Origin of the sequence: Amycolatopsis orientalis DSM 40040 = KCTC 9412, assembly GCF_000478275.1 — a bacterium.
Lineage (GTDB): Bacteria > Actinomycetota > Actinomycetes > Mycobacteriales > Pseudonocardiaceae > Amycolatopsis > Amycolatopsis orientalis.
In genome coordinates, this window is record NZ_ASJB01000069.1 from 65509 (window position 1) to 91881 (window position 26373).

Annotated in this window: 23 protein-coding genes; 15 read left to right on the forward strand and 8 right to left on the reverse strand. The window is 68.4% G+C overall.

Annotated elements, in window-relative coordinates; translation table 11 throughout:
- The first annotated feature begins 42 nt into the window (after positions 1 to 42).
- From L324_RS24615 to L324_RS24625, 3 genes are read left to right on the forward strand one after another with little or no spacing between them, the layout of a single operon-like run.
- Entirely contained in the window at positions 43 to 2949 is a 2907-nt protein-coding gene (locus tag L324_RS24615) for an alpha-L-fucosidase (RefSeq protein ID WP_037313219.1), read from the forward strand.
- Positions 2950 to 2995: 46 nt separating this feature from the next.
- On the forward strand, positions 2996 to 3799 hold the full coding sequence (locus L324_RS24620; RefSeq protein ID WP_037313221.1) for a MerR family transcriptional regulator: 804 nt from the start codon (positions 2996 to 2998) through the stop codon (positions 3797 to 3799).
- Positions 3796 to 4791 (forward strand): BtrH N-terminal domain-containing protein, encoded by a 996-nt coding sequence (locus tag L324_RS24625; protein ID WP_037313223.1) that lies wholly within the window; start codon positions 3796 to 3798, stop codon positions 4789 to 4791. Before L324_RS24620 ends, L324_RS24625 begins: the two co-directional genes overlap by 4 nt.
- Here the strand turns inward: L324_RS24625 and L324_RS24630 are convergent.
- Entirely contained in the window at positions 4773 to 5570 is a 798-nt protein-coding gene (locus tag L324_RS24630) for a DUF1684 domain-containing protein (protein WP_037313226.1), read from the reverse strand. The two genes, L324_RS24625 and L324_RS24630, sit on opposite strands and share 19 nt — an antisense overlap.
- 82 nt (positions 5571 to 5652) lie before the next feature.
- Positions 5653 to 5949 (reverse strand): antibiotic biosynthesis monooxygenase family protein, encoded by a 297-nt coding sequence (locus L324_RS24635; protein WP_037313228.1) that lies wholly within the window; start codon positions 5947 to 5949, stop codon positions 5653 to 5655.
- Positions 5950 to 6347: 398 nt separating this feature from the next.
- Between L324_RS24635 and L324_RS24640 the strand changes: the two genes are divergently transcribed.
- The 9 genes from L324_RS24640 to L324_RS24680 all read left to right on the forward strand — a co-directional run bounded on the left by L324_RS24640 (position 6348) and on the right by L324_RS24680 (position 16925).
- A complete protein-coding gene (locus L324_RS24640; RefSeq protein WP_037313231.1) occupies positions 6348 to 6974 on the forward strand; it encodes a hypothetical protein in 627 nt (208 codons plus the stop codon).
- 43 nt (positions 6975 to 7017) lie between these two features.
- Complete coding sequence (locus L324_RS24645) at positions 7018 to 9273, forward strand: UvrD-helicase domain-containing protein (RefSeq protein WP_037313234.1); 2256 nt, start codon at positions 7018 to 7020, stop codon at positions 9271 to 9273.
- A 91-nt stretch (positions 9274 to 9364) separates the two neighbouring features.
- Positions 9365 to 9742, forward strand: a complete 378-nt coding sequence (locus L324_RS24650; RefSeq protein ID WP_037313236.1) for a DUF1801 domain-containing protein — start codon at positions 9365 to 9367, stop codon at positions 9740 to 9742.
- A gap of 13 nt (positions 9743 to 9755) precedes the next feature.
- Complete coding sequence (locus tag L324_RS24655; RefSeq protein WP_152546986.1) at positions 9756 to 10148, forward strand: YchJ family protein; 393 nt, start codon at positions 9756 to 9758, stop codon at positions 10146 to 10148.
- A gap of 139 nt (positions 10149 to 10287) precedes the next feature.
- A complete protein-coding gene (locus tag L324_RS24660) occupies positions 10288 to 13386 on the forward strand; it encodes a glycosyl hydrolase 2 galactose-binding domain-containing protein (RefSeq protein ID WP_173426399.1) in 3099 nt (1032 codons plus the stop codon).
- Positions 13387 to 13504: 118 nt separating this feature from the next.
- Positions 13505 to 13909, forward strand: coding sequence for a helix-turn-helix transcriptional regulator (locus L324_RS24665; protein ID WP_201769687.1), 405 nt, complete (start codon positions 13505 to 13507; stop codon positions 13907 to 13909).
- A gap of 5 nt (positions 13910 to 13914) precedes the next feature.
- Positions 13915 to 14313, forward strand: a complete 399-nt coding sequence (locus L324_RS24670; protein ID WP_037313241.1) for a VOC family protein — start codon at positions 13915 to 13917, stop codon at positions 14311 to 14313.
- Between the two features lie 39 nt (positions 14314 to 14352).
- On the forward strand, positions 14353 to 16221 hold the full coding sequence (locus L324_RS24675; protein WP_081736463.1) for a Na+/H+ antiporter: 1869 nt from the start codon (positions 14353 to 14355) through the stop codon (positions 16219 to 16221).
- A gap of 17 nt (positions 16222 to 16238) precedes the next feature.
- Positions 16239 to 16925 carry a histidine phosphatase family protein gene (locus L324_RS24680; protein ID WP_037313243.1) on the forward strand — a complete coding sequence of 229 codons (687 nt, stop codon included), beginning with the start codon at positions 16239 to 16241 and terminating at the stop codon, positions 16923 to 16925.
- Here the strand turns inward: L324_RS24680 and L324_RS24685 are convergent.
- The 4 genes from L324_RS24685 to L324_RS24700 all read right to left on the reverse strand — a co-directional run bounded on the left by L324_RS24685 (position 16888) and on the right by L324_RS24700 (position 20311).
- The gene (locus tag L324_RS24685; protein ID WP_037313245.1) at positions 16888 to 17655 is read right to left on the reverse strand and encodes an ABC transporter permease; all 768 of its coding nucleotides are present in this window, start codon (positions 17653 to 17655) and stop codon (positions 16888 to 16890) included. The genes L324_RS24680 and L324_RS24685 overlap by 38 nt on opposite strands.
- A gap of 50 nt (positions 17656 to 17705) precedes the next feature.
- Positions 17706 to 18191 carry an MmpS family transport accessory protein gene (locus L324_RS24690; protein ID WP_037313247.1) on the reverse strand — a complete coding sequence of 162 codons (486 nt, stop codon included), beginning with the start codon at positions 18189 to 18191 and terminating at the stop codon, positions 17706 to 17708.
- A 212-nt stretch (positions 18192 to 18403) separates the two neighbouring features.
- Positions 18404 to 18808 carry an NUDIX hydrolase gene (locus L324_RS24695; RefSeq protein WP_081736455.1) on the reverse strand — a complete coding sequence of 135 codons (405 nt, stop codon included), beginning with the start codon at positions 18806 to 18808 and terminating at the stop codon, positions 18404 to 18406.
- A 12-nt stretch (positions 18809 to 18820) separates the two neighbouring features.
- Positions 18821 to 20311 (reverse strand): FGGY-family carbohydrate kinase, encoded by a 1491-nt coding sequence (locus L324_RS24700; RefSeq protein WP_037313249.1) that lies wholly within the window; start codon positions 20309 to 20311, stop codon positions 18821 to 18823.
- A 121-nt stretch (positions 20312 to 20432) separates the two neighbouring features.
- Between L324_RS24700 and L324_RS24705 the strand changes: the two genes are divergently transcribed.
- The 3 genes from L324_RS24705 (at position 20433) to L324_RS24715 (ending at position 23250) form a co-directional block, all read left to right on the forward strand.
- Positions 20433 to 21413: a LacI family DNA-binding transcriptional regulator gene (locus tag L324_RS24705; protein WP_037313252.1), complete on the forward strand. Its 981-nt coding sequence runs from the start codon at positions 20433 to 20435 to the stop codon at positions 21411 to 21413.
- A gap of 323 nt (positions 21414 to 21736) precedes the next feature.
- The gene (locus L324_RS24710; RefSeq protein WP_037313254.1) at positions 21737 to 22318 is read left to right on the forward strand and encodes a hypothetical protein; all 582 of its coding nucleotides are present in this window, start codon (positions 21737 to 21739) and stop codon (positions 22316 to 22318) included.
- Positions 22319 to 22593: 275 nt separating this feature from the next.
- Positions 22594 to 23250, forward strand: coding sequence for an RES family NAD+ phosphorylase (locus L324_RS24715; protein WP_037313256.1), 657 nt, complete (start codon positions 22594 to 22596; stop codon positions 23248 to 23250).
- An 86-nt stretch (positions 23251 to 23336) separates the two neighbouring features.
- Here L324_RS24715 and L324_RS24720 read toward each other — a convergent pair whose 3' ends face one another.
- Entirely contained in the window at positions 23337 to 25304 is a 1968-nt protein-coding gene (locus tag L324_RS24720; protein ID WP_037313258.1) for a S9 family peptidase, read from the reverse strand.
- Positions 25305 to 25334: 30 nt separating this feature from the next.
- Entirely contained in the window at positions 25335 to 26309 is a 975-nt protein-coding gene (locus tag L324_RS24725) for a TerC family protein (protein WP_037313260.1), read from the reverse strand.
- Positions 26310 to 26373 lie beyond the last annotated feature (64 nt).

The window sequence follows — 26373 nt, forward strand, 5'->3', positions numbered from 1 at the left end:
AATCATCGGATCTCTCGGCAACCACGCCTTGGATGAGAGCGGATGGTCATGAGAGTTCGAGCGCAACGCACCGCCTGGCTCGCCGTGGTCCTCACCCTGCTGGCGGGGCTGCTCACCACGACGACGGCGAACGCGGAAGTGCACCACCCCCGCCAGAAATGGCTCCGCGAGGCGACCGCCGGACTCTTCCTGCACTGGGGCATGTTCACCGCTCCGCGCCACACCGACTGCGCGGCCTGGGAACGCGCCGTCACCGACGGCGGCTGGAGCGCCGACTACTGGGTGGACGAGGCGCGCAAGCTCGGCGCCTCCTACATCGTGCTCGCCACCTTCCACAGCAGGCTGGGTTACGCGCGGCCGTGGCCGTCGAAGGTCCCGGGAAGCTGTGCCACGCGACGCGATCTGCTCGGCGAACTCGTCAAGGCGGGCAACGCCAAGGGGGTCCGGACGATCCTCTACATGACCGACGATCCCCAGTGGCACAAGGAAACCGGCGTCGAGTCACTGGATTCCGCCGCGTACTCCGCCTACAAGGGCAAGCAGGTCGACCTGACCACGCGGCCCGGCTTCGGCGAATACTCCTACGACCTCTTCCACGAGGTCATGGACCGCTACTCGGACCTCGCCGGGTTCTGGATCGACAACGACAACGAGTACTGGGAGAAGAACGGGCTCTACGAGCAGATCCGTGAGAAACGACCGTCCTGGTTGCTGAGCAACAACAACGAGGACACGCCGATCATGGACACCGTCAGCAACGAGCAGAAGACCGGTATCACGCCGTCCTACGACTATCCGCAGGCCGCGTTCACCCCGATGCCGCGGCTCACCGAAGCCGACTACAAACTGCCCACCAATGGCGGCTGGTGGTACGACGGCACCGATCAGGCCGTCGATTTCCGCCTGTCCACCGGGCGCTACATCACGAACGCCGGTTCGTCGATGAAATCACTGATGGCCGAAACCCCGATGGTGAACGGGAAGTTCCCGCCGCAGCAGGAGGCGTACAACAACTTCATGGCGAATTGGGTACCGCCGATCAAGTCCTCGCTTCGGGGCAAGGAGGGCGGCGGGTACATGTACGGCGGGATGCAGCCGGGGTTCTGGAACGACGGCGCGCACGGTGTCATCACCGTCGAGCCCGGCGCCAGGACGCAGTACCTCCACGTCGTCACCCGGCCACGCACCGACCTACTTCGTTTGCGCGACAACGGCTACAAGGTCACGAAAGTGTCCGATCCACGCTCGGGCGCACCACTGCGGTTCAGTCAGTCCGGCGGTTATCTGACCATTGTGGACATCAAGGACTGGGACACCTACGACACCGTGTTCAAGGTGGAAACAGCCGGGCAGCAGTACTTCCACGACTCCCGCACGATCAAGGCCACCGCTTCGTCGTCGCGGGCGGGCCATCCGGCGTCGAATCTCGTCGACGGGAACTTCGAGAACTACTGGGACGCCGACGGAGCGGAACCGGTGTCGCTGACCTTGGACCTCGGCAGGCGGCGGACGGCGACCTACCTCGCGGTTAACCAGCGCGAGATGTCGCCGACGCACGCGCGCGAATCGTTCGGCAGGCCGGAGGACTCGTCCCGGATCCAGGACTACCGCGTCTACGTCAGCGACGACGGCAGGAACTGGGGCAAGCCGGTCCGCACCGGGGCGATGCCGAGTGCCCGCGGCGTGCAGTTCGTCGAACTCGGCGAGCAGCACACCCGCTTCGTCAAACTCGAAGTACTCAATACCTGGTCCGGGCCGCAGGCGAAGCCGTTCTACCGGCAGCTGGCGATCGATGAGATCAAGGTGGCGTACGGGTATCCGAGTTCGTTTCCGGGCACCCCGGTACCGCTGGAGGCCGAGTCCTTCCGCAACGACCACGACGGCCGCGCCCATCTCGGCCGGTGCGCGTCCTGCTCCGGATCGTTCCAGGTCACCGGGCTCGGCGGTGGCCCTCGCAACGCGGTCTCCTTCCCGGAGGTGAGGGTCGCGGAGGCCGGAACCTACCGGCTCCAGCTGGACACCACCGGCGGACCCGCGACGTCGGTATCGGTGAGTGTCAACGGCGGAGCCCCCGTCGAGACCGCGATCGACGCGAACACACCAGGGATCGTGACCTCGACCGCGATCCCGGTCCCGCTGAACGCGGGCGCCAACACCGTCAAGGTGTTCAGCGGCGCCGCCTCAGGACCGGGGCTCGACCGGATCGCGGTCGCTCCCCTGCCACCCGAGTCGTACACGCCGAAGACGACCCTGACCGTCGAACCCGGCGGCGTCCAATGGCTTCCCCCGGGGCGCCAGTCCATGCAGGTGACCGCGAAGCTGCGGCTCGACGCCGATGACGCCATCGGCCGGGTCACCGTGGCGCCGGTGGTCCCGGCGGGCTGGACCCTGCGGGGCGCCCCGGCCACGGCGGCGTCGATGCGCGTCGGGCAGGAACTCGAAGCCTCGTGGACTCTCGACTCCCCCGAAGGCGTCACCACGGCCGACATCCCGGTCACCGCGACCTTCGACCTGCTCGGGCGGGCGAAAGCGGTGAGCAAGCCGGTGCGGGTGAGTCCACGGCCGTCCGACCGGGTCTTCATGCGGGAGGCCGAAGACTCGGCGAACGACGTCGGCAGCGCGGGCGTCACGAACTGCGGGGTGTGCTCGGGCGGCCAGAAGGTACGCAACATCGGCGGCGATCCGAGCGCGTTCGTGCTGTTCGAGAACGTCACCGTGGCCGAGGCGAGGCGTTACACCCTGTACATCGACTTCACCGTCAACGGGCCGCGCTCGTACTTCGTCACGGTCAACGGCGGCACACCGGTCGAGGTCAAGGTCGACGGCGCGGGCAACAACACCCAGTACACGACCTCGGTCCCGGTCGAGCTGCGTGCCGGGGCGAACACGATCAAGCTCCACAACGACCACGCGTCCGCCCCGGATCTCGATCGGCTGTCGCTGGGATGAGGTACCGGCTTGACCCTCTCCCCGGGAGAGGGTCCAGGCTGGACCCATGACGACCTTGATGCCGATCGGCGTGTTCGCGCACGCCACCCGGCTGTCGGTCCGCGCGCTGCGGAACTACGACCGGCTCGGGCTGCTGGTGCCCGCCCTGATCGACCCCGGAACCGGGTACCGCCGGTATTCACTCGACCAGTTTGCCCGCGCGGGCCTGATCCGGCGGCTGCGGGAACTGGAGGTACCGCTCGCGGAAATCGCCGAGATCCTCGACGCGGGTACCTCGGACGACGTGAAGGCCGCGATCAAACGACATCATGACCGGGTGGCCGCGCGGGCCGCGGAACTCGCGGTGATCAGCGGCGAACTCGATTCCGTACTCGCCGAGCCGACGCGGTGGCTGCATGTCTACGAGCGCACGCGCGCACCGCAACCGATCGCCCACCTGACGATCCGGACCCCGCTGGGCGGTTTGGCCGAGCTGATCGGGCCGTCGTACGCCCGCCTGTTCGCCGCACTCGAAGCGCAAGGCGTCGCACCGGCCGGGCCGTCCGGGGCCCGGTATCTCACCGGCGATCCCGATGAGTTGACCGTCGAGCTGTTCGTCCCGGTGGACGGGCCAGTGCGGCACGACGGCGGGATCGGCTCCGGCGAGCTTCCCGGTGGCCTGCTGGTCGCGACGATCCACGAGGGTGGCTACGACGACGTCGAACCCGCTTATCGGTCACTGGGCCGCTGGATCGCCGAACGCGATCGCGTCCCGGCCGGCCCCGCGGAGGAGCTGTACCTCGTGGCTCCCGGCCCGTCGGTCACGCCCGAGGCCTACCGCACCGAAATCGCCTGGCCGGTGAGCCCGTGATCCTCGACGGCGTCAAGACCACGGGTGGCGAGCACTGCGAGACCAGCACCCTCGACGTCCTCCTGCGGCACGCCGGGGTCGAGCTGACCGAGCCGATGCTGTTCGGGCTCGGGGAAGGGCTGGGCTTCATCTACTGGGACGGGAAGAACCTGCCGTTCCCGTTCCTCGGCGGACGCAGCAAACCCCTGGAGATCACGCGGAGACTGACCGAACGACTCGGGCTGTCCTTGACGATCAAGGAGACCGCGTCGACGCGCACGGCGTGGCGGAACGTCACCGAACGGATCGACGCCGGTCTCCCGGTCGGCCTACAGCTCGATTCCTACCACCTCGAGTACTTCACCTCGAAAGTCCACTTCGGTGGGCACGTCGCCGCTTTGTACGGCTACGACGACGAAAAGGCGTTCCTGGTCGACACGGCGCAGCAAGGCGGGGAGGTGACGACGTCACGGCAGAGCCTGGAACGCGCCCGAGGCGAAAAGGGGCCCATGACGGCGAAGAACCTCTCGTTCACCATCACCGCGGACGGGCCTCTCACACCGCTTTCCGACGCCGTCCGCTCCGCCGTGCGAGCCAACGCGGCGGAGTTCCTCAACCCGCCCATCGCCAACCTCGGCTATCGCGGGATCGGCAAAGCCGCCGTCCAGGTAAGGAAATGGCTGGACCGCAGCAGCGACCCCGCCCGCGACCTCCCGCAGGCCGCCATCCTGATGGAACGAGCGGGAACCGGCGGCGCGCTCTTCCGCCGGTTTTACCGCGATTTCCTCGAAGAAGGCGCGGCCCTGGTCGACGACGCGGGTCTCCGTACCGCCGCCGAGAAATACCGCGAGATCACTCCACTGTGGACCGAAGTGGCACAGTCGTTCACGCGGGCGGGGGAAACCGGCGACGTCCGGCACCTGGCCGACGCGTCCGCCGTCCTGTCCGAGCTGGCTCAGCGCGAACAGGAGGCGATGACGGCGCTGGCGACGGTTCAGCCCTGTCGCTCGTAGGGCAGCTTCTCCCCCGCTTCCACCGCGAACGGCAACCGGTTACCGGCAGGCGGCAACGGGCAGGTGGCGAAGTCGGTGAACGCGCACGGCAGATTCGTCGCCCGTGTGAAGTCGAGGACGACAGACCCGTCCTCGGCGGGAGCCGCCACCGCGAGCGAGCGGTTCGCCGCGTACGTGGTGACGCCGCTCGTGGCGTCGGTGAACAGGATGAGCAGGCCGTCCTTCTTGCCGTTGAACGCGGTGAGCGTGTGCTCTACGCCGTCGTGTTCGAAACGCACGATGCCCGGCGAGACGTAGACGTGACTGAGGCCTTCGACCACCGCGCCGACCGTGGTCGGCCGCGGCTCGTCGAAACCCTCGAAGGTGCCGGAAAGCACCCACGCCTCGTCGGGCTCGTACGCCGGGACACCGCGGAAAGCGTTCAGCACGGGGGCTTTCGGATCGTGCACGCGGATCAGGTACCCACCGCGCCGCGCGACCTCGATCTCGATGTCCCCGGCCACGACCCGGGTGGTCGCTCCGCTATTGACCAGCTCGAAGCGGCGGACGCCGGTGCCCCGCTCGCCCTCGTGGGAGAGATCCGCGCTCTGCGGGTCGAGGTAGGCCGCGTCGGCGTCCTGCCACCACAAGCCGGGCAACCCCTCGTACGCGCGCGGCTTGTCCTCGAGCCAGTCGAGAGAGACCAGGGCGAGCCAGCCGAGCGGGTCGGCGAGATCGCGCTCGCGCTGGGTCTTCCAGTCCTGCCAATCGCGCGTGAACGTGTCGAGGCTTGTGCTCATCGCCGATCCCTTCCGTGACCTTGTTCGTTCTTCCAGGTCAACGGCTTACGGACGGCGATATTTCCCGTCCCGGCATGTGGGCCTAGCCGCGGTAGTCCTCGGTGGTGCCTTCCTCGGCGGAGATCAATTCGGTGATGGGCGCGAAGAACGCCTTGATCCCCGGGAGGTTCGCGCCCTTCTCCCGCGACCCGGCGAAGTCCTCGGAGGAACGCCACCACACGATGTCGAGCCAGGTTTCGTCGTCGACCCGGATCAGCTGGGCGTCGAGGAAGCCCTCCCTGTCGGCGCGGAAGTCGGCGAGCATCGCGGTCCGGGCCTGGAGCAGTTCGTCCGCGCGGTCGGCCGGGACCTTGAAGCGGGTGAGTTCCACTGTCGTCATGGTGCCGATGCTAAGCGACAGGGTTCACGCGCGGTCACCCGCTTCCTTTGCCGTGGTTGCCATAACTCGCGTGCTCAGACGCGTAACTCGCGTGCACAGTCCGCCAGCAGGTCAGGCTGCGGCGAGGAGGAAAGCGAGAAGTGTCCGGCTTGCTCGTCTTGCGGTCGCGGCGCGGACCTCGGGATCAATCAAGCACCAAACACCGTTACGAAGAACCCGCCGGCCACACCGGCGACGGGCCCTTCGGCAGGCCCTCAGGTCCAAGAACTGTTCGGCACCGGCGGAAACCCGGAGATCGACTGGGCTATTCGGGCGTATTCGACATGAAGATCTCCACGTCCCGTCGGTGCCCAGTGCAGGATCGTCCGTTCCGGACTTGGGAGGGGACGGAACGCCTCATGGTGAATCAGCCACGTGGCCCGGACGGCCGCTGGATCAAATACAAGTACGGCGTCGGCGCGGCGGCGGTCGGAGTCGCCGTGGCCGCCGGGAGCGGCCTGAGCGGCGGCAGCGCCGCCTCTCTCGATTCGGCCGCGAGCCAAGCCGCCAAAGGCAAAACCTCCAGCAAGAAATCCGCGCAGAAGGGCCGCCATTCCGAAGCATGGCAGCGCCTCGGCTGGCGCCAGCTCAAGAAGACCGCGAAACGCGAGCTGAAATGCGGCCCGCATTCCTTCGGCGAAGTCCAGCGTTTCTTCCTGCGCCATCCCTGCGTCGATCTCGATCGCATGATCGTCACCGTCGATGACGGGTCCGGCAACAAGATCGCCGTGTCCGTCGCGTGGGTGAAGATGCCGAAGGCGAACGAGGCAGCCGATCTGAAACGGCTCGTCGACAAGCAGGGCAGCGGCAATGTCGCCCTCCTCGGCGAGGGACAGCACGGAGAGCGCTTCACCGGCGAGGACTACGACTCGCGCCTCGACCGGAAGCTGGTCGTGATCGCCGAGTCGGCTCGCATCGCCGGGCGGCCGAGCGAAGCGACGTTGGAGACGGCCGTCGAGATCGCCGTCGAATTCCCCGCACCTTGACCATCACCGAAGGAACGGACCGTACGTGAGCAGGAGCGAACACTTGAGAAGGCGACTCGAAGCCCAAGCCGGGCAGCTTCTCGAGAGCACCTTCACCGACTTGGATTCGCTGCAACGCAATGTCCTCACCGCCCTGCTCAGCCGGACCGGTGCGGGCTGGCGGCTGCTGGTCAACATGGCGTTGCCGTCAAACGACGGCCGGAGCGCTGACGCGTTCCTGATCGGATGTACCGGCGTCCTCGCTCTCCTGATCACCGATAGAGACCCGGACGACGAAGCCGTGCGCCAAGTCCTGCGCCACGCGAAGGAGCGCTTCGCTGGGATCTCCGGACCGCGCGGCCGTTCCTTGGCCGAGAGCGCGATCCACCTCGCGGTGATCGGCTCGGGTGCGGGCAAGGCCCGCCAGGACGGCATCTACTGGTCACTGACCGAATCCAGCCTCGACCGCGTCTTCCGGCGCGACGCGCTCCACCTCGACCAGCGACTGGTCGCCCGCATCGCGGGGCAGGCGGAACGACGCCTCCGCGGTTACCGTCCTTTGGCCGTGCAGCGGCTGGATCGCGCCCCGGAAGCGGACGGGCTGCTGGACCCGGCCGAACTGATCGAAGACCAGCTCGGCGCGGCACAGCGACGGCCGTTCGATTCCTGGCTCACTTTCCTGCACCCGCGGCAGAACGCCATCGTCAAACGCGACTACTCGGGCCCCGCGCGGATCAGCGGCCCGGCGGGGACCGGCAAAACGGTCGTCGCGCTGCACCGGCTCCGGCATCTCGCCCGGCTCAGCACCGGCCCCTTGCTGTTCACCACCTACGTCCACTCGCTGCCGTCGGTGGTCAAGACGGCCTTCGACCGGCTGGCCCCGGAGCTGGAGGGCCGCGCCGAGTTCACGAACCTGCACGGCTGGGTCCGCCGGTTCCTCGCCGAGCGGGGCGTGCCGGTGAACGTCGACCGGCGAAAGATCGACACGGTGTTCAGCTTCGCGTGGATGGCTTACCGCGAGCGGCTGCAGCTCATCGAGCCGAACGTCGATTACTGGCGCACGGAACTGGACAGGGTGATCAAAGGTCGCGGGATCACGACGCTCGACGGCTACGTCGCGGCCGCTCGCCGAGGCCGGATCCTGCCGCTCAACGCGAGCCAGAGAGAACACGTCTGGGGCCTCTACGAGCACTATCAACGGGGCCTCACGGACAAGGGCGTGCACGACCACAACGATCTGATCGAACTGGGCCACGCCGAACTCGTGCGACGCCCGCTCGAAACACCGTATGCGGCGGTCGTCGTCGACGAGGTCCAGGACATCACGCTGGGCGGCTTGAAGCTGTTGCGTGTACTGGCCGGCGACGGACCGAACAAACTCCTGCTGGTCGGCGACGGGCAGCAACAGGTGTACCCCGGGGGCTGGCGGCTGTCCGACGCCGGTATCCCGATCCAGGGCCGCGGCGAGCTCCTGAAGGTCAACTACCGCAACCGCGCCGAGGTGCTGGGTTTCGCGCGGCGGTTCGACGCCACGAACCGGGTGGACGACCTCGACGGCGCGGCCGGGGTCACCTTGCGCGCGGCCGAATCGGCCAGCGACGGTGGTTCCACCGCGACCTGGCGCGGCACCTCGCGCGATCTTCCCGACGCCCTGGTCGACGCCGTTCGCACCCTCCCGGTCGACCGGGACCACGCGGCACTGATCGTCTTCCACCACAAGGATCTCAGCAGGTGCGCCGAAATACTGCGCGCGGCGGGGATAACCACGCTGGCGCTGGAGAAGTACACCGGCGAAGCCGACGGCAAGCTCAAGATCGGGACCGTGCACCGCGCCAAGGGGCTCGATTTCCAGGCGGTGATGGTGCTGGAGAACATCCGCGAAAGCGTGACCGGTACGCAGGCCGAAGAGGAACGCCGTGAGCTACGCGGCAGGCAGCATTTGGTCGCGGCGACCCGCGCCCGCGACTTCCTCTGGTGGGGCGTGCTCGACGACACCGGGACCGGCACTGTGACCCCGGCACAGCCCGAGCCACCGGCCAAGGAGGCCGAATGCGTTCACGACATGCCGATCTCGTGGTGTTCGCTGTGCCGGAAGCCACCGCCGAACGTCCTCCCCCACGGCTACCGGACCGGTGAGGGCAACGCCTATCACAACGATCCGGACTGCACATGGCTGCGCAAAGGCCAGGGCCGGGCGCATCGGCAGGGCAAGAACGTCCACGACCTCGTCCGCCTCGCCTGGGGTTCGGTCGCGCCCGGCGAACTCGAGCCGTGCGAGTTCTGCTGTAGCTCGCAATGGATGCGACGCCATGGGCACTGATCGAAGCATCACCGAATAATTTTTTTGTCTTGACAACTTCAACCTTCGGACGGTTAGCTGAACGCAGCAACCCGACCGAAGGGATCCAGTCATGGCCAAGTTCGCGAACGTCGACGACTACCTCGCCGCCCTGCCCGAAAACCTGCGTGAGGTCGCGACAGCGCTGCGACCGATCGTCAACGCCGCCCTGCCGGGCTCCATCGAGGCGATGTACCACGGCTCCCCCACCTGGAGCGCGGGCGAAGCCACGGGGAAGAACCTCGTCTGCCTGATGAAGGCGTATTCGTCGTACGTCACCTTCGCCCTTTGGAAGGGACAGCTCGTCAAGGACGAGTCAGGCAGGCTGGAGGCGAGCGCTCGTGAGATGGCGCACGTCAAACTGCGCTCGCTCGCCGACATCGACGCCGACCTGTTCACCGGCTGGCTCAAGCAGGCACGGGACCTCGAAACCGTTGCGGCGGCGCGATGACACAATCACCCGCGTGCCTGCGATCACCGACGAAGCCCGTTGCCCGTGCGGCCTCGGCGAGCCCTACGGCGCTTGCTGCGGCCGCTTCCACCGGGGGACGGCGACCGCGCCGACCGCCGAACTCCTGATGCGGTCGCGGTTCAGCGCGTTCGCCGTCGGCGACACGGCGTACCTCACGAAGACCTGGGCCCCGGAGAGCAGGCCCGCGGACCTCGAACTCGACCCGGACCAGCGCTGGACGCTCCTGGAGATCCTCGGCAAGACCGGCGGCGGCCTGCTGGAGAACGAGGGCACCGTGGAGTTCCGGGCCCACTACCGACAGGGTCGCCGGGCCGGCAGCATGCACGAGAACAGCCGCTTCGCCCGCGTGGACGGGCAGTGGATCTACGTGGCGCCCATCGGCTGACCCGCCCGCCGCTGACAAACCCGCAGCAAGGGTCTGTTCCCCACGTGACGAGGCGGCTACTATCTCCCCACATTGTTAGGGAACTTTCTTAACGATTTCCACCCCAGGTCCGCCGCCGTGTGCCCGAGGAGGCGCGCTCGTGAGTTTTCGGCAGAAGAGAACCCGGATCCCGTTACTGGCCATGACCGTCACCGCGCTGGCCGCCGCGGTCTGCGGGGTGACCACCGCTCCCGCCGCCACCGGCGCGGAAGTGGCCGTGCCGCTGTCCGTCGGCGCCGCCGCGGGTAACGCCACCCCGATCCCCGGTTACGTGATCCAGTCCTCGGCGCAGGTCAGCGACGATTCGGCGGTGTCGAAGCCGGGCTTCCCCACCTCCGGCTGGTACCCCGTTTCGTCGCGGTCGACGGTTTACGCCGGATTGCTGCAGAACGGCAAGTACGCCGACCCGTTCTATTCGACGAACATGCAGAACGTCCCGGCGGCGCAGTTCTCCGTGCCGTGGTGGTACCGCACCGACCTGAACGTCGACGACACCTCGTCGCGCACCTATCTCGACTTCAGCGGTGTGCTCTCGAAGGCCGACGTCTGGGTCAACGGCACCAAGGTCGCGACGAAGGACCAGGTCAACGGCGCCTACACCCGGCACGACCTGGACATCACCGCGCAGGTGCACACAGGTGTCAACAGCGTCGCCTTCAAGGTCTACCCCAACGATCCCAACAGGGATCTCTCGATGGGCTGGATCGACTGGGCGCAGACCCCGCCGGACCAGAACATGGGCATTGTCCGTGACGTCCTGGTCCGGCGCAGCGGAGCGGTCGCCCTGCGCAGCGCACACGTGATCCAGAAGCTGAACTCCGCGCTCGACCACGCCGATCTCACGGTGAAGGCCGACGTCCGCAACGACTCGGCGAACGCGGTGCAGACCACCGTGGCCGGCACGGTCGCGGGCAAGCCGATCAGCCAGACCGTCTCGCTGGCGGCCAAGGAGCGCAAGACCGTCACCTTCCCGCTGGTCGGCCTGGACCGCCCGAACGTCTGGTGGCCCGCCGGGATGGGGGGCCAGCACCGGTACGACCTCGACCTGACCGCGAGTGTCGGCGGCACGCCGTCCGACGCCGCGAAGTCGAAGTTCGGTGTCCGTGACGTCAAGGCGACGCTCAACTCCAGCGGCGGACGGCAGTACAGCGTCAACGGCAAACCGCTGCTGATCAGGGGCGGCGGCTACACGCCGGATCTGTTCCTGCGCTGGAACGAGACCGCGGCGGCCGACAAGCTCAAGTACGTGCTGAACCTCGGGCTCAACACGGTCCGGCTGGAAGGCCACATCGAACCGGACGAGTTCTTCGACATCGCCGACGACCTCGGCGTGCTCACGATGCCCGGCTGGGAATGCTGCGACAAGTGGGAAGGCCAGGTCAACGGCGAGGAGAAGGGTGAGCCGTGGGTCGAGTCGGACTACCCGATCGCCAAGGCGTCGATGTTCTCCGAGGCCGAGCGCCTGCGTGACCACCCGAGCGTCATCTCCTTCCACATCGGCTCCGACTTCGCGCCGGACAGGCGGATCGAGCAGGGCTACCTCGACGCGATGAAGGCCGCCGACTTCCTGCTCCCGGTGATCCCGGCGGCTTCGGCGAGGCCGTCCCCGATCACCGGCGCGTCCGGGATGAAGATGAACGGCCCGTACGACTACGTGCCGCCGGTGTACTGGTACGACAAGTCGCAAAAGGACCGTGGCGGGGCGTGGAGCTTCAACTCCGAGACCAGCGCGGGCGTCGACATCCCGACGATGGACACCCTGAAGCGGATGATGTCGGCGAGCGAACTGGACACGATGTGGAAGAACCCGTCGGCCAAGCAGTACCACCGCTCGTCTTCCGACACCTTCGGGAACCTGAAGCTGTTCGGTGACGCGCTCACCAAGCGCTATGGCGCGTCGGCGAACCTGAACGACTTCGTGCGCAAGGCGCAGCTCTCGCAGTACGAGAACGTCCGTGCGGAATTCGAGTCGCACTCACGCAACTACACCGACTCGACCAACCCGTCGACCGGGTTGATCTACTGGATGCTCAACAGCCCGTGGACTTCCCTGCACTGGCAGCTGTTCGACGCCTACATGGACCAGAACGGCGCCTACTACGGTGCGAAGAAGGCCAACGAGCCGCTGCACATCCAGTACTCGCACGACAACCGGTCGGTCGTGGTGATCAACCAGACGTCGAACGCGGTGAGCGGGCTGACGGCGACCACGAAGCTGTACAACCTCGACGGCACGGAGAAGTACAGCAACACCAAGACCGGGCTTTCGGTCGGCGCACTGGGCGCCAAGGCCACCGCGGTCACCGTTCCGGCGGTGAGCGGGCTGTCCACTACCTATCTGGCGAAGCTGGTGCTCACCGATTCGTCCGGCAAGGAGGTCAGCCGGAACGTGTACTGGCTCTCCACCAAGGCGGACACGCTCAACTGGGGCGGCAGCGACTGGTACTACACCCCCCAGTCGGCCTTCGCGGATCTGTCCGGGCTGAACAACCTCGGCCAGTCTGCCGTCGGCGCGACGGCGAACTCGGTCGCCGGGGCCGATGGCACCACCACCACGACCGTGACGCTGAAGAACACCTCGGGCGGCAGGCTCCCGGCGTTCTACGTCGACTCGAAGGTGGTGGATTCCGCGGGCAAACCGGTGCTCCCGGTGGAGTGGAACGACAACGCGGTGAGCCTGTGGCCGGGTGAAACGACCACGCTGACCGCGAAGTACCGCACCGCCGACCTCAAGGGCTCCAAGCCGTCGGTGCGGATCTCGGGCTGGAACACCGGCACGCAGACGGTTCCGGCCGACGGTTCCGGCCCCGGCCCGAGCGACCCGGTCGACTACCAGGCCGAGGACGCCACGATCGTCCAGGGCGCGGTGGAGTCCAACCACGCCGGCTACACCGGGACCGGGTTCGTCAACTACGACAACGTGGCGGGCAGCTCGGTCGAGTGGACGGTCACCGTGCCGTCGGCGGGCACCTACGACGTCGTCGTCCGGTACGCCAACGGGACGACGACGAGCCGCCCGCTGGACTTCTCCGTCAACGGCTCGATCAGCGCGTCGGGTGTCGCCTTCGGCAGCACCGGCACCTGGCCGGCCTGGACGACGAAAACCGTCCGGGTGACGCTGGCGGCGGGGGTGAACAAGATCAAGGCGGTCGCCACCACGGCGAACGGCGGCCCCAACGTCGACAAGATCACCCTCTAGCCAGGGGAGTCGCCAGAAGGCCCCTTCGCCGCCCGGCGAAGGGGCCTTTCGGCGTCCCAGCGTGGGTTACGCTATCCGGGTGACCGGCAAACCCGACCCGCGCCTGCGCGACCTCGCGATGCTCCGGCGCGTCCGCGACCGGATCGACCGTGACTACGCACAGCCCCTGGACGTCGAGGCGCTGGCGCGCGGAGTCCACGTCTCGGCCGGGCATCTGAGCCGCGAGTTCCGGGCCGCGTACGGCGAATCGCCCTACAGCTACCTGATGACCCGCCGGATCGAGCGGGCCATGATGCTGCTGCGGCGCGGGGACATGTCGGTCACCGAGGTCTGCTTCGACGTCGGTTTCTCGTCGCTGGGCACCTTCAGCACCCGGTTCTCCGAGCTGGTCGGCGTCTCGCCGAGCGTGTACCGCAAACAGGCGGCGGAGGACGGCCGGGGCATGCCCGGCTGCGTCGTCAAACAGGTCATGCGGCCGATCAGGAATCGAGAAGCGGCCCCACCGCGCGCAGACCTACCTTGAGTCGTATGACCCTCTCGATTCACGCGTCCTTCCTCCCCGCCGACGATCTCGAGGCTTCCCTTTCCTTCTATCGCGACATCCTGGGCTTCGAGGTACGTGAGGAAGGCCCGCACGGGATCACTGTCGAGCCACCGGGAGGACAGGGGACGACGATCGTCCTGCGTCCCCCGGACACCGATCCGCGGCTCACCGGCGAGGAACGGGCCACGATCGCCGAGCTGATGGCCAAGGGCTGTTACGCGACCATCCTGCTCGCCACCCGGGACCTGATCGCGACGTTCGACCGGATACAGGCGACCGGCGCGGACGTCGTCCAGGAGCCGCTCACCCATCCCCACGGCGTCCGCGACTGCGCTTTCCGTGACCCCGCCGGCAACCTGGTGCGGATCGAGCAGCGGGCCTGACCGGCCTCGGTGCGCGCGCACCGAGGCACTCAGGTGATGATGAGCGGCGTGGAGATCGCGGTAGAACTCGTGGCATTGGTGGTGGCCGTCCTCCTGGTCACCGCCGCGGCGCGGAAACTCGACTGGTCGGCGCCCCTGTGCCTGATCGCGGTCGGGGTCGTCGCCTCGTACGTCCCCGGTATCCCGGAATACGAACTGGACCCGGAGGTCGTGCTGCTGGGGCTGCTGCCCCCGTTGCTGTACGCGACCGCGATCCGCACGTCGCTGATCGACTTCCGCCGTAACCGCGGGCCGATCCTGTTGCTTTCGGTGGGGCTCGTCATCTTCACGACGGCCGCGGTCGGTGTCGTGGCGTGGCTGGTGATCCCCGGTCTGCCGCTCGCCGCCGGGCTCGCGATCGGCGCGGTGGTCGCTCCGCCCGACGCGGTCGCGGCCACCGCGGTCGCCCGCAAGGTCGGGATGCCGCGCAAGCTGACCAGGCTGCTGGAGGGCGAAAGCCTCTTCAACGACGCGGCCGCGCTGGTCGCGTTGCGGACCGCCATCGCGGCCATCGCCGGTTCGGTCAGCCTGCTGCAGGTGGGCGGGGATTTCCTGCTCGCCGCGGGCGGTGGGCTGGTGATCGGGTTCGCCGTCGGCGCGATCGCCGCGATGATCCGCACCCGGCTCCAGGACCCGGTCACCGACACCGCGCTCTCACTGGTGGTCCCGTTCATCGCCTACATCGCCGCCGAGGCGATCCACGGGTCCGGGGTGATCGCCGTGGTCGTCGCGGGGCTGATCCTCGGGCACAAGGCGCCCAGCATGCTTTCCGGCCGGTCGCGGCTGGCGAGCAGGCTGAACTGGCAGACCATCCAGTTCCTGCTGGAGAACATCGTCTTCCTGCTGATCGGGCTGCAGGTCCGCCGGATCATGACCGAGGTCGGCGACAGCGGCCTGAGCGCGCTCCAGCTCGTCGTGATCTGCCTCGCCACCCTCGCCGCGACGATCGTCACCCGCATCATCTGGATGGCGGGGATCGGGCTAGCCCGGCGGATGTTCCGCCGCCACGCCTGGCCGTGGCGGTATTCGGCCGTGATCGCCTGGGCCGGCATGCGCGGGGTCGTCACGCTCGCGGCGGCGTTCGTGCTGCCCGCGGACACCCCGCAGCGGGCCGTGCTGGTCCTGGTCGCGTTCGTCGTCGTGGCGGGAACGCTGCTGCTGCACGGGACGACGCTGCCGGTGCTGGTGCGCCGCCTGAAACTGCCCCCGCCCGATGCGGGCGAGGACGCGCTGCAGGAGGCGGCCGTGCTCCACGACATGACGCGGGCCGCGATCGACGAACTGGAGAAGATCCGGACCCCCGAAGACCCGGAAGACATCGTCGAGCGTCTGCGCAGCCGGCTGCAGCACCGGTCCGATTCAGCGTGGGAGGAACTCGGCAGGCAGAGCGCGCTCACCGAGACGCCGAGCGACGCCTACCGGCGCCTGCGGCTGAAGCTGCTCGAAGTCGAACGCGCGAAGTTCCTGGAGGCGCGCGACTCCGGGATGGCCGATGATGATGTCCTGCGCCGGATCCTCGAACGCCTCGACATCGAGGAATCCATGCTGGACAGGGAGGAGGAGACCGTGCCGGACTCCGATCGCGAACTGCGCACGCCCGCCGCGACGGCGGGATCCTGCAAGCATCTGGCCAAGAGCTGGCCGGAAGTCCAGCCTGACGCGCCCGACGTGTGCGCCGAATGCGTCGCGCACGGGACCACCTGGGTCCATCTGCGCAAATGCCTCAAATGCGGGAACGTCGCCTGTTGCGACTCGTCGCCGTCCAAGCACGCGACGCAGCACTTCCATGACACCCTGCACCCGGTGATGCGCAGTCAGGAGCCCGGCGAGACCTGGCGTTGGTGCTTCGTCGACAAACAGCTGGGCTGACTCGGTATCGTCCGGGCATGAGCACCCCTGAGCAGGAGATCGAATACCGTCAGCACCGGTTCTCCCCGCCGCCCGGCGCGACCGAGATCTTCCTCGTCCGCCACGGTGAATCGGCTCCGGCCAAGGCAAGTACGCCGTTCGACATGGTCGACGGCCAGGCCGACCCCGACCTCGCGCCGGAAGGCCGGGAGCACGCCGAACGCGTCGGCGGCCGGCTGGCGGACGAACGGATCTCCGCGCTGTACGTGACGACGCTGCGGAGGACGTCGCAGACCGCGGCACCGCTCGCCGCGAAGCTCGGGCTCAAGCCGGAACTCGAAGCCGGCCTGAGGGAGATCCACCTCGGCGACTGGGAGGGCGGGCTCTTCCGCCGCTACACCCACGAAGGCCACCCGATCGTCGAGAAGCTGTGGCGGGAACAGCGCTGGGACGTCATCCCCGGCGCGGAGACGATGGAAGACTTCGGCGGCCGGATCAAGGCGGCCATCGGCAGGCTCGCCGCGGCCAACCCGGACCGGCGGGTCGCCGTGTTCACCCACGGCGGCGTGATCGGTGAGGTGTTCGCGCAGGCCAGCGGCGCGAAGAGCCGGTTCGCGTTCCTCGGTGCGGACAACGGTTCGATCTCGCATCTGGTGGTGTCGGGCGACGAGTGGATGGTGCGGCGGTTCAACGACACATCCCATCTCCAGTCGCCTTTCGGCTGATCCGACCGGCCGCGACCAAGTGCACGGCGACCAGCACCGCGACGGCCTCCGCGGCCAGCAGTCCGATGAGCACGAGCACCTGGGTCACCCCGGCCTGCAGCGGCCCGGCGCCACCGAGGAGGACACCGACGTAGGCGCCGGGCAAGGTCACCAGGCCGACCGTGCGGGTCTGGTCGAGCGCGGGGATCAGGGCATGCCCCGCCGAGGGGCGGCAGATCTCCAGCGCGGCCGGGCGGCGCAGGAAACCCAGCGCCAGCGCGGCTTCGTACTCGCCGTGCCGGGACACGAGTTCGTCCAGGGCGCGCCGCGCGGCCTGGGAGGTCGCGGACATCGCGCCGCCGATGACGATCCCGGCGATCGGCACGATCGCGATGGGCCGCCACGGGACCACCCCGGTCGCGAGCACGAGCGCCAGCACCGGCACCACGCCGGACGCGATGGCGAGCGCGACCCAGACCGACTCCTTCGGCACGCCGATCCGGCGGGCCGAGGTGACCGCCGCGATCGCGAACATCAGCAGTACGAATCCGAAGGTCAGCCAGCCCGACTTCAGGATCCCGACGATCACCAGCGAGACGGCGGCGAGCTGCACGACGGCACGGGCGGCCGCGAACAGCACCGCCCTGCCTTCGCCCAGTTGCCCGAAATGCACCACTGCCGCGCCGAAGATCGCCAGCGCGACGAGAACCGCGGCGAGGACGGGGCCGAAGGCGATCGCACCATCAGTCATCCCGATCATCCTGCCGCAGAAACGCGGTCAGGCCCCGGGAATTATGGGTTTCAGGCCGTACAGGTCACCGGCGCACCCGCGGCGGGGGCGGTGTGGTCGCTGACGACCTCGCCGTCGACGACGATCCGGCACTTCAGCACGCCGCTGCCCGCTCCCTGCGCGGAGACGCTGTAGAACTCGTCGCGGCCTTCTTGGCTTTTGCGCTCGAAAGCGGTGGTCCACGGAGCCGTCACTTCGGTCTTCTGCATGAGTTCCGAGCCCTGCGCGACGTAAGTGACGTTCTGCGCGCCCTTCGCCCCGGAAAGCTCGTAGACCACCGAATGCGTCACCGCGCGCACGGCGGCCGCGGCCTGTTCGACCTGCGGCGCGGGCGGGCTCTGCACCGGCCGGGACGCCTTCGGCAGAACGTAACTGGTCAGGGTGACGGCGACGGCCATCACACCCAGCACGACCACGACGGTCCCGAGCGGTTTCAGCCTGCCCGGGGCACCCGATGCCGGCGCCGATGCCGGAGGGGTCGCGGTGGGAACACCCATGGAGAGGTCTTCTCTCGTCCGAGCGCACTTCCGTCGAGTGCGTCGACTACTTCTCGTTCGAAGGTGACTCCGCGTTAGCCGTTATCGGGAAGAAACCCGATATTCACCCTTTTGGGTGCCCTCGCCGAGGAGGAGCACCTGGTCATCGGGCGATCGGCGTAAACGGGGAGAGCCGGATAGCTCACTTTGGGTGACATCGCGGGGCAGGCCGGTCAATCCAGCTGTCCGGCGTCCGCGAGCATTCCGAGGACCCGCCGGCCCGCGGGCGGGCACAGGTGGGCGTCGGCCGACGTGAGCCAGGCCGACTCCGCGATCTCCCGGCCGGGCATGGGCTCGCCGCGATGCTCGGCGGTGTAACAGGTCATCCGGACGCGGCGGCCGTCCGCGAAACCGTCGGCCTGCTCGTTCAGCACCGTGAAGAAGCGGAAGCTGAGCGGATCGAGCTCGACGCCGAGTTCCTCCCTGATCTCCCGGCACAGCCCGGCGACGTCGCCCTCCCCCGGCTCACGTTTGCCTCCCGGCAGGTAGAACTTGGCCTTGCCTTCGGTCCGTACCGACAGCAGACGGCGGTCGCGGACGTGGATCCAGGCCAGTGCATCGATCTCGGGTGCGGACACGGCCCGATTCTGTCACCCGGAAGCGAGGGCGTGCCGCGCGAGGAAATGCGCGGTGTCCACCGTGGACCGGTAGAGCGCGCGGTAGTGCGGATAGAACTCGTCGTACACATCGGCGTCCGCGCCGGGGCGGACGATCTCGGCGACGGGGTTCCAGGCTTCGATATCCGGTTCCCTTCCCAGCGCCACGGACGCGAGAACGGCATTACCGAACGCGGCCCCGATGGTTTCCGCGGGGATCTCCTGGTCGATCCGCGCGACGTCGCTGACGATGCGCGTCCACACCCCGCCCCGCGTCCCGCCGCCGACGGCGACGAACCGGCGGGCACCGCCTCCTGCTTCCCGCATGGCTTCGAGGTTGTGCCGCACCCCGTACGCCGTGCCCTCCAGCGCCGCGCGGTACAACTCGGCGCGGCCGTGGGAAGTGGTGAGCCCGGCGAGGACGCCGCGCGCGTCCGGATCCGGTACCGGTGTCCGTTCCCCGGCGAAGTACGGCAGCATCAGCAACCCCCGGCTGCCCGCCGGGACCCTGCCCGCCGAGGCCGACAGATCCCCGAACTCGCCGCCGAAGAGATCCCGCATCCAGTCGGTGATCGCCCCGGAGGTGGCCATCCCCGCCGCGAGCGAATAACTGCCGGGGACCACGCCACGGGTCGTCCACAGCCCGGGGCCGGGACGGGGATCGGAGAGCACCTGGATCAGGAACATCGTGGTGCCGTACATGAGCATCGTGTCCCCGGGCGAGGTCACGCCCGCCCCGGTCGCCTCGGCCCAGGCGTCCACCGTGCCCGCCGTCACCGGGATCCCTTGCGGCAGGCCGGTTTCCGCGGCCGCCTCGGCGGTGACCGCTCCGACCACCTCGGTCGGCCAGGCGAGCCTGGGCAGTTCGACGCCCGGGGCGATCGCGGCGACCCTGTCCGGCGCCCACCGGGCCTCGCGCAGGTCGTACATCGGGTCGCACTGGCTCGCGGAATGGTGATCGAGGACGTATTCCCCCGTCAGGCGCAGGACGAGGAACGAACTCGCCATCAGGAAAAGCTTCGCCCGTTCGAACACCTCCGGCTCGTTCTTGGCCAGCCAGCGCCATTTCGGGCCGACGGCCTGCGCGCCGAGTGCGCTTCCGCCGCGCTCCACAATGGATTCTTCACCTAATTCCCGGGTCAATTCCCGGATTTCGTCGTACGCACGGGTGTCGACGCCGTAAAGGATCGCCGGGCGCAAGGGTTTCCCGGAAGAGTCGGCGGGCAGGAGCACCGGTCCGATCCCGCTGACCGAGACCCCGATGATGGGATGATCCCCGGCGCCCGCGGAAAGTTCCCTGGCCAAGGCGAGGAAATCCTGCCACCACACGGTTTCGGCGTCGTGCTCGAACCAGCCAGGGCGGGGGCGGGAGGTTTCGTGCGGCCGGGACGCCCGCGCCACCACGGTGCCCCGGGAATCGACGAGCACCCCCTTGGAACTCGAGGTGCCGATGTCGATGCCGAGCACCAGGCCCGGGTCGCCCACGGCACCTCCGAACTCCGGAACGCGATCAGCGCATAACGCGATCAGCGGATGGTAACGATTGTCGGCCAAGCTATTCTTCCCGTGCGAAGGTGTCAAGACACCTGCAGAAGGGGAGGTCACGGTGGCCACCATCAACGACGTGGCGGCGAAGGCCGGGGTTTCGACGGCGACCGTGTCGAGGACGCTCAACGGAAAGTCCACTGTGGATCCGGCCCTCGCGGCCCGGGTACAGGCCGCGGCCGCGGAATTGGGATACCACCCGAACGGGCTCGCGAGGAATCTGCGCCGTCAGGAGACCGCGGTACTCGCGCTCATCATCTCCGACGTGGAGAACCCCTTCTTCACGGCGATCGCCCGTGGCGTCGAGGACATCGCGCAGACGGCGGGCTACTCGGTGGTGTTGTGCAACGCGGACGACAACGAGGAGAAGGAGCGGCGCTACATCGACGTCGCCCTTCAGGAGCGGGTCGCCGGCGTGGTGCTCTCCCCCACCGGCCGGGCCACCAACGTCGACAGGCTGACCCAGCGAGGCACGCCCGTGGTCGCTGTCGACCGGCCGCTGCTGGAGAACACCGGCGACCAGGTGCTGGTCGACACCCGGCTCGCCGCCCGCGACGCGACACAGCACCTGCTCGACGGCGGCTACCGGCGGGTCGCGTGCGTCAGCGGGCCGCCAGGGGTCCGCACGGCCGAAGACCGGCTGGCGGGCTACACCGACGCCGTCGGCGCGGAGAACGCCCTCACCCGGCGCGCCGAGTTCCGGGCCGAGGGCGGCAGGCTCGCCGCGCTCAGCCTCCTCGACGAGCCGGAGCCGCCGGACGCGCTGCTGGTCGGCAACAGCACGATGGCGATCGGCGTACTGGAGGCGCTGGCCTCACGCGGGCTGCGGTCGGGACAGGACGTGGGGATCGTGTCCTTCGACGACGCCCCGTGGACGACGCTCATCGACCCGCCGCTGACGGTGGTCGCCCAGCCCGCGAACGAGGTGGGCAAGGTCGCCGCCGAGTTGCTGCTCGCCCGGATCGGCGACAGTACGCGCAAGGCCACGACGACCACGTTGCAGGCGAAACTGATCGTGCGCCGGAGTTCGAGGCGCGACTGAAGGACGTACGACGTGCCTGGGCGACCGGTTCGCACCGGCCGCCCAGGAACGCCCCACCCCCTTGTTCCCCCAAGCCGGCCCCACACCAGCCGGGTTCCCCGAAGCGGTGGGAAAGAAATCGATTACCATTCGGAAGGTAAGTTGCCTTTAGCGGCCTGTCAAGCCGGGGACTCTGGACAAGGCCGCCCGATCCGGGCACACTGTGGCGATATTGCCTACTGCGCGTGTTTGATTCCGTGCGCTCTGTGTTCATCTCTGGTGAATTCACCCACGAAATCGAGATGAGACCGCACGAACCCGCACAGACGCGTTACCCTAGGCGCATGTCCATAGCGCTCGAGAACGTCCTCGCCAAGGCCGGCCTCAAGGTCGACGCCCACGAGTTCCTGACCCTCGTGGAGGACGCGGCGCGGAAACTGTCCCCGCCGAACCCCGATCCATCGCACTACTTCTCGGCGGATCAGCGTGCGGCGCTCACCGACGTCGGACTGGACATCTCCCCCCGCAGCGAGGACGAACCGGACTTCCGTGCCCGCACGGTCGCCGCGCACGCCGTACTCGCCGATTCCGCGCTGAGCGTGCTGGAAGCGGCGAAGGCGCTGGGTGTGGACGACAGCCGCATCCGCCACCGCCTCAAGGAGGGCAGGCTCACCGGCTGGAAGGACCAGGGCTGGCGGCTGCCCGCCTGGCAGTTCACCGGTTCCGGGGTGCTGCCCGGCCTGGAGGTCGTGCTGCGCGCGGTACCCGAGGACCAGCCCGTACTGGTCGTGGCCGCCTTCATGAGCACCCCGCAGACCGATCTGGTGATCAACGACCAACCCGCCACCCCGCGCCAATGGCTGCTTTCCGGCGGCGATCCCGAGCACGTCGCCAGGCTGGTGGCCACACTCGGGTCCCCGTTCTGAGGTGCCCGTCGGCGGAGCTGAGATGCACCCGGAAAAGGACCACACGCGTGAACCCGCCCTGGCCGAAGGCCCCGGCTATCGCGGTGGCGGGGTGCCCTGTCCACTCAACGTGACGTGGCCCACCAGCCGGCACCCCGCCGACGTCGATCGCGGACGCGGGTTCACCACAGACGCTAAGGTGTTCTGCCCGACGACGGAAAATTTCAGTCGGGGGTAGGCCGTAGGCTGACCCCACCGAGCAAGATCACCCGACAAGGACGGACGACTCCCGAGGTATGGCCCGGCTCCCTCTGCCGCCCGCACGCTCTGTCCTGGTCAAGGAGCTGCACCGCACCAGCGACGTGGTGACGGTGCACCCCGGCACCAGGCTGGTCAGGATCTTCACCGCGCACGGCAATCACCCCCAGCAGTGGAATTCGTTCCGCTACAGCGGCCCGCTCCCGCACGGCCGCTTCGACCCGCAGACCCCCGGTCGCGGCGGGCGCCCGGTGACCGACCCCGGCAACGGCGTCCTGTACTTCGGCCTCACCGTGCGCACCAGCATCGCGGAGGTCTTCCAGACCACGTCCACGGTCGACCGCAAATCCCGCGGCCCGCGCCTGGTCGTCGTCCGGCCGACCCGCACACTGCGGCTGCTCGACCTCGCCGGTCTGTGGCCGACCCGCGTCGGCGCCTCGCAGGAGATCTCCAGCGGCCCGAAGAAGATCACCCAGGCCTGGGCCCGCGCCATCCGCGCCGCCTTCGGCGATCTCGACGGTGTCTGGTACCGGTCGTCCATGGACTCCGGCGGCCCCGCGCTCGCGCTGTGGGATCCGCCCGCCGGGAACTCGCTGCCGGTCGCGCCGGACGTACTGCTCCCCCTCGACCACCCGGGACTCGACGTCCCGCTGGGCCGGGTGTGCGAAGAGCTGAACTACACGCTGCTGAGCTGAACCCGCTCCTGCCCGTGCTATGAAAGGTCCTTTCCTGGCAAATTTTGCCAGGAAAGGACCTTTCATGGCATTCGTGGACCCGGAGATCAGAGGTGGCGGCCCCACCACTCCAGCACCGCGTCGAACCGCTGCACCCGGTGCCGAGGCTTCCCCGAACGGGTGAGTTCGTGGCCTTCGCCCGGGAACAGCAGGAACTCCGCGGGAGCCCCGTTCCGCCGTAGCGCCACGTACATCCGCTGCGCCTGCTCCAGCGGGCACCGCCAGTCCTGCTCCGAGTGCACGACCATGAACGGGATGTCGATCTTCCCCGCGTAGGTCAGCGGACTGCACTTGCGCTGCTCGTCGGGATCGTCCCCGACGTAACCCTCCGCGAAAAACCACCCGATGTCCGAACTGCCGGTGAACGAGTCGAAGGCGTTGAGCGCGCGCTCGCTCCACGCGGCGCGGAACCGGCCGCCGTGGTGCGCGGCGAGCCAGCTGGTCATGTAACCGCCGTACGAGCCGCCCATGACTCCGACGCGGTCGCCGTCCAGATCGGCCAGTTTCAGCGCTTCGTCCAGCAGGGTCAGGAGATCCAGCGCGTCCACGGTGCCGAAGCCGTTGACGATGCTGCGGCCGTGGCTCTCGCCGTAGCCGGCGGAACCGCGCGGATTCCCCAGGATGACGGCGTAGCCCGCCGCGGCGAGCACCTGCGCCTCGTCGAAGACCTTCCATTCGTACGGCGCGAACGGTCCACCGTGGACCATCAGGACCACGGGATGGGGCCCTTCGCCCTCGGGGCGGACCACCCAGCCGTGCACCGGATAGCCGTCGGACGCGGTCGCGTCCAGCTCCTCCAGCGGCCGGATCCCGGTGTCCCGCAACGCCTTCGAGTAGTCGGTGAGCACGCGCGGCGACGCGGTGCCCACTCCGGACAGCAGCACGACGTCGCCGGAACTCTCCGGCGTCCCGATCACCGCGGCGATCCGTTCACCGTCGACGGTGAACGACTTCACCGCGGCGGATTCGCCCGCCAGGCACCGCAACGTTTTCAGCTCCGCCAGGTCGGCGTCGAGCGGGACGGCGCGCAGTTCGGCGGCGCCGCGGTTGCGGACCACGACGAGCGCCTCGTCACCGAGGACGACCGGAGGGGCGGCCGCGCTGTCGCAGTCCACCGATTCGACGTCGGTCAGCCGCCGCGCGGGCGACGGTTCGTCGCCGCCGGGCCACGGCGCGTGCCAGAGCCCGGTGTTGCGGGCGACCTCTTCCAGGCCGGGGAATTCGGTGCCGTAGAACAGGATCGAGCCGTCCGGCGCGGAAGCCGGTTTGGCCGCGGTGCCCAGGGTCCGGACCAGGAGGCGCGGTTCGCCGCCCTCGGCGGGGACGGCGTAGACGTCCGAGCGGACGGTGTCTTCGGCGGCCCAGTCACGGGGCGCGACGATCAGGACGGACTCACCGTCGACCGTCCACGAAGGATGCTCGACGTCGGCACGGTCGTCGGTCAGTGGAGTGAGGTCGGCGGGCGCGGGCTCGTCCAGCGCGGCGACGGCGTCCACGACGAACAGCCGTTGTGGACGGTCGTTGAGGAAGCCGACGTCGTCGACCCGGTAGAAGAGATTCGTGATGTGCCGCGGTGCTTCTTCGCCCGGTTCCGGGGTTTCGCCGTCCGCGTTCTCCGTGCCGTAACGGCCCGGCTCGGGTACACGGGCGACGAAGGCGATCCGGCGGGAATCGGGAGCCCAGACCGGGGCACCGGCGCCGAGGGGAAGATCGGTGATCCGCTTCGCGTCACCCCCGGTCGCGGCGATCACGTGCACCTGCGGCGCGGCCTCGCGCCCGGAACCCTCCCCCGCGCGGAGGAAGGCGACCCACCGGCCGTCCGGGGAGATGGCGGGGGCGGAGTCCCGGATCCCGTGGGTCCAGGGCCCTTCCCCGCCGTCGAGGTCGACCCGGCGCAGGCCGCCGCGGTAGCTGTTCGTCTTCAGATCAGGCCTGCTCACGGCGGTGAGCAGCAGGTCTCCGCGCAGCGCGGGAGTGCCGGGGACCGTCAGGGCTTCGATGTCAACGGGACGCACGGCCCCGACGGTACCCGATCCTTAGCAGTTCTAACTACTGATCGACGACTCCCGCTCGGCGGCTTCCAGTTTCTTCGCCTTCGCGAGGCTGGCCAGCGTCGTCACGGTCAGGACCACGACGATGACACCGAGGGAGACCCAGTTGTTGATGTCGAGCCAGTCCGGCACCACGTGGTACTCGTGCAGCGCGTGCAGGAACAGCTTGGCGCCGATGAAGGCGAGGATCACCGCGAGACCGTAGGACAGGTACACCAGCTTGGTGACCAGGCCGCCGAGCAGGAAGTACAGCTGGCGCAGGCCCATCAGCGCGAACGCGTTGGCGGTGAAGACCAGGAACGCCTCCTGGGTGATGCCGAAGATCGCCGGGATCGAGTCGACGGCGAACAGCAGGTCGGCGCTGCCGATCGCGACGATCACCAGGAACATCGGGGTGATCCAGCGCTTGCCGTCCTTCTTCACGAAGGACTTGTGCCCGTGCCACTCTTCGGTGACCGGGAAGAGCTTGCGCACCCAGCGGGTGAGCGCGTTCTCCTCGTATTCCTCTTCTTCGTCCTTGTTGCGGACCATGCTGATCGCGGTCCAGATGAGGACCGCGCCGAAGAGGAAGAAGACCCAGACGAACTGCGCGATCAGCGCGGCGCCCACGGCGATGAAGACACTGCGCATGGCGAGCGCGAGCAGGATGCCGATCAGCAGCACGCGGTGCTGGTGGATCGCGGGCACCTTGAACGACGTCATGATGATCATGAAGATGAACAGGTTGTCGACGCTCAGCGAGTACTCGGTGATGTACCCGGTGAAGAACTGGACCCCGGGGTCGTGTCCGGCGAAGACCCAGACGCCGATACCGAAGGCGACGGCCACCGCGACGTAGAAGATGACCCACCTGGCGGCTTCGCCGGTGGTGACCTCATGCGGCTTGCGATCGACGATGACGAGGTCGAGTGCGATCAGCGCGAGCAGACCGCCGACCGTGGCGATCCATAGCCACAGGGGAACAGACATCTAACCAACCCTCCGGATAGTGCACAGCAGCAACTAACCGGAGGTCTCTTCCGCCGGTACGAGA

What these genes read in the sequence shown, in the direction of transcription:
- L324_RS24615 (WP_037313219.1), top strand. Translation starts at nt 43, where the DNA reads ATGGTCATGAGAGTTCGAGCGCAACGCACCGCCTGGCTCGCCGTGGTC.
- L324_RS24620 (WP_037313221.1), top strand. Translation starts at nt 2,996, where the DNA reads ATGACGACCTTGATGCCGATCGGCGTGTTCGCGCACGCCACCCGGCTG.
- L324_RS24630 (WP_037313226.1), bottom strand. Translation starts at nt 5,570, where the DNA reads ATGAGCACAAGCCTCGACACGTTCACGCGCGATTGGCAGGACTGGAAG.
- L324_RS24635 (WP_037313228.1), bottom strand. Translation starts at nt 5,949, where the DNA reads ATGACGACAGTGGAACTCACCCGCTTCAAGGTCCCGGCCGACCGCGCG.
- L324_RS24640 (WP_037313231.1), top strand. Translation starts at nt 6,348, where the DNA reads ATGGTGAATCAGCCACGTGGCCCGGACGGCCGCTGGATCAAATACAAG.
- L324_RS24650 (WP_037313236.1), top strand. Translation starts at nt 9,365, where the DNA reads ATGGCCAAGTTCGCGAACGTCGACGACTACCTCGCCGCCCTGCCCGAA.
- L324_RS24665 (WP_201769687.1), top strand. Translation starts at nt 13,505, where the DNA reads ATGCTCCGGCGCGTCCGCGACCGGATCGACCGTGACTACGCACAGCCC.
- L324_RS24670 (WP_037313241.1), top strand. Translation starts at nt 13,915, where the DNA reads ATGACCCTCTCGATTCACGCGTCCTTCCTCCCCGCCGACGATCTCGAG.
- L324_RS24675 (WP_081736463.1), top strand. Translation starts at nt 14,353, where the DNA reads ATGAGCGGCGTGGAGATCGCGGTAGAACTCGTGGCATTGGTGGTGGCC.
- L324_RS24680 (WP_037313243.1), top strand. Translation starts at nt 16,239, where the DNA reads ATGAGCACCCCTGAGCAGGAGATCGAATACCGTCAGCACCGGTTCTCC.
- L324_RS24685 (WP_037313245.1), bottom strand. Translation starts at nt 17,655, where the DNA reads ATGACTGATGGTGCGATCGCCTTCGGCCCCGTCCTCGCCGCGGTTCTC.
- L324_RS24690 (WP_037313247.1), bottom strand. Translation starts at nt 18,191, where the DNA reads ATGGGTGTTCCCACCGCGACCCCTCCGGCATCGGCGCCGGCATCGGGT.
- L324_RS24710 (WP_037313254.1), top strand. Translation starts at nt 21,737, where the DNA reads ATGTCCATAGCGCTCGAGAACGTCCTCGCCAAGGCCGGCCTCAAGGTC.
- L324_RS24715 (WP_037313256.1), top strand. Translation starts at nt 22,594, where the DNA reads ATGGCCCGGCTCCCTCTGCCGCCCGCACGCTCTGTCCTGGTCAAGGAG.
- L324_RS24725 (WP_037313260.1), bottom strand. Translation starts at nt 26,309, where the DNA reads ATGTCTGTTCCCCTGTGGCTATGGATCGCCACGGTCGGCGGTCTGCTC.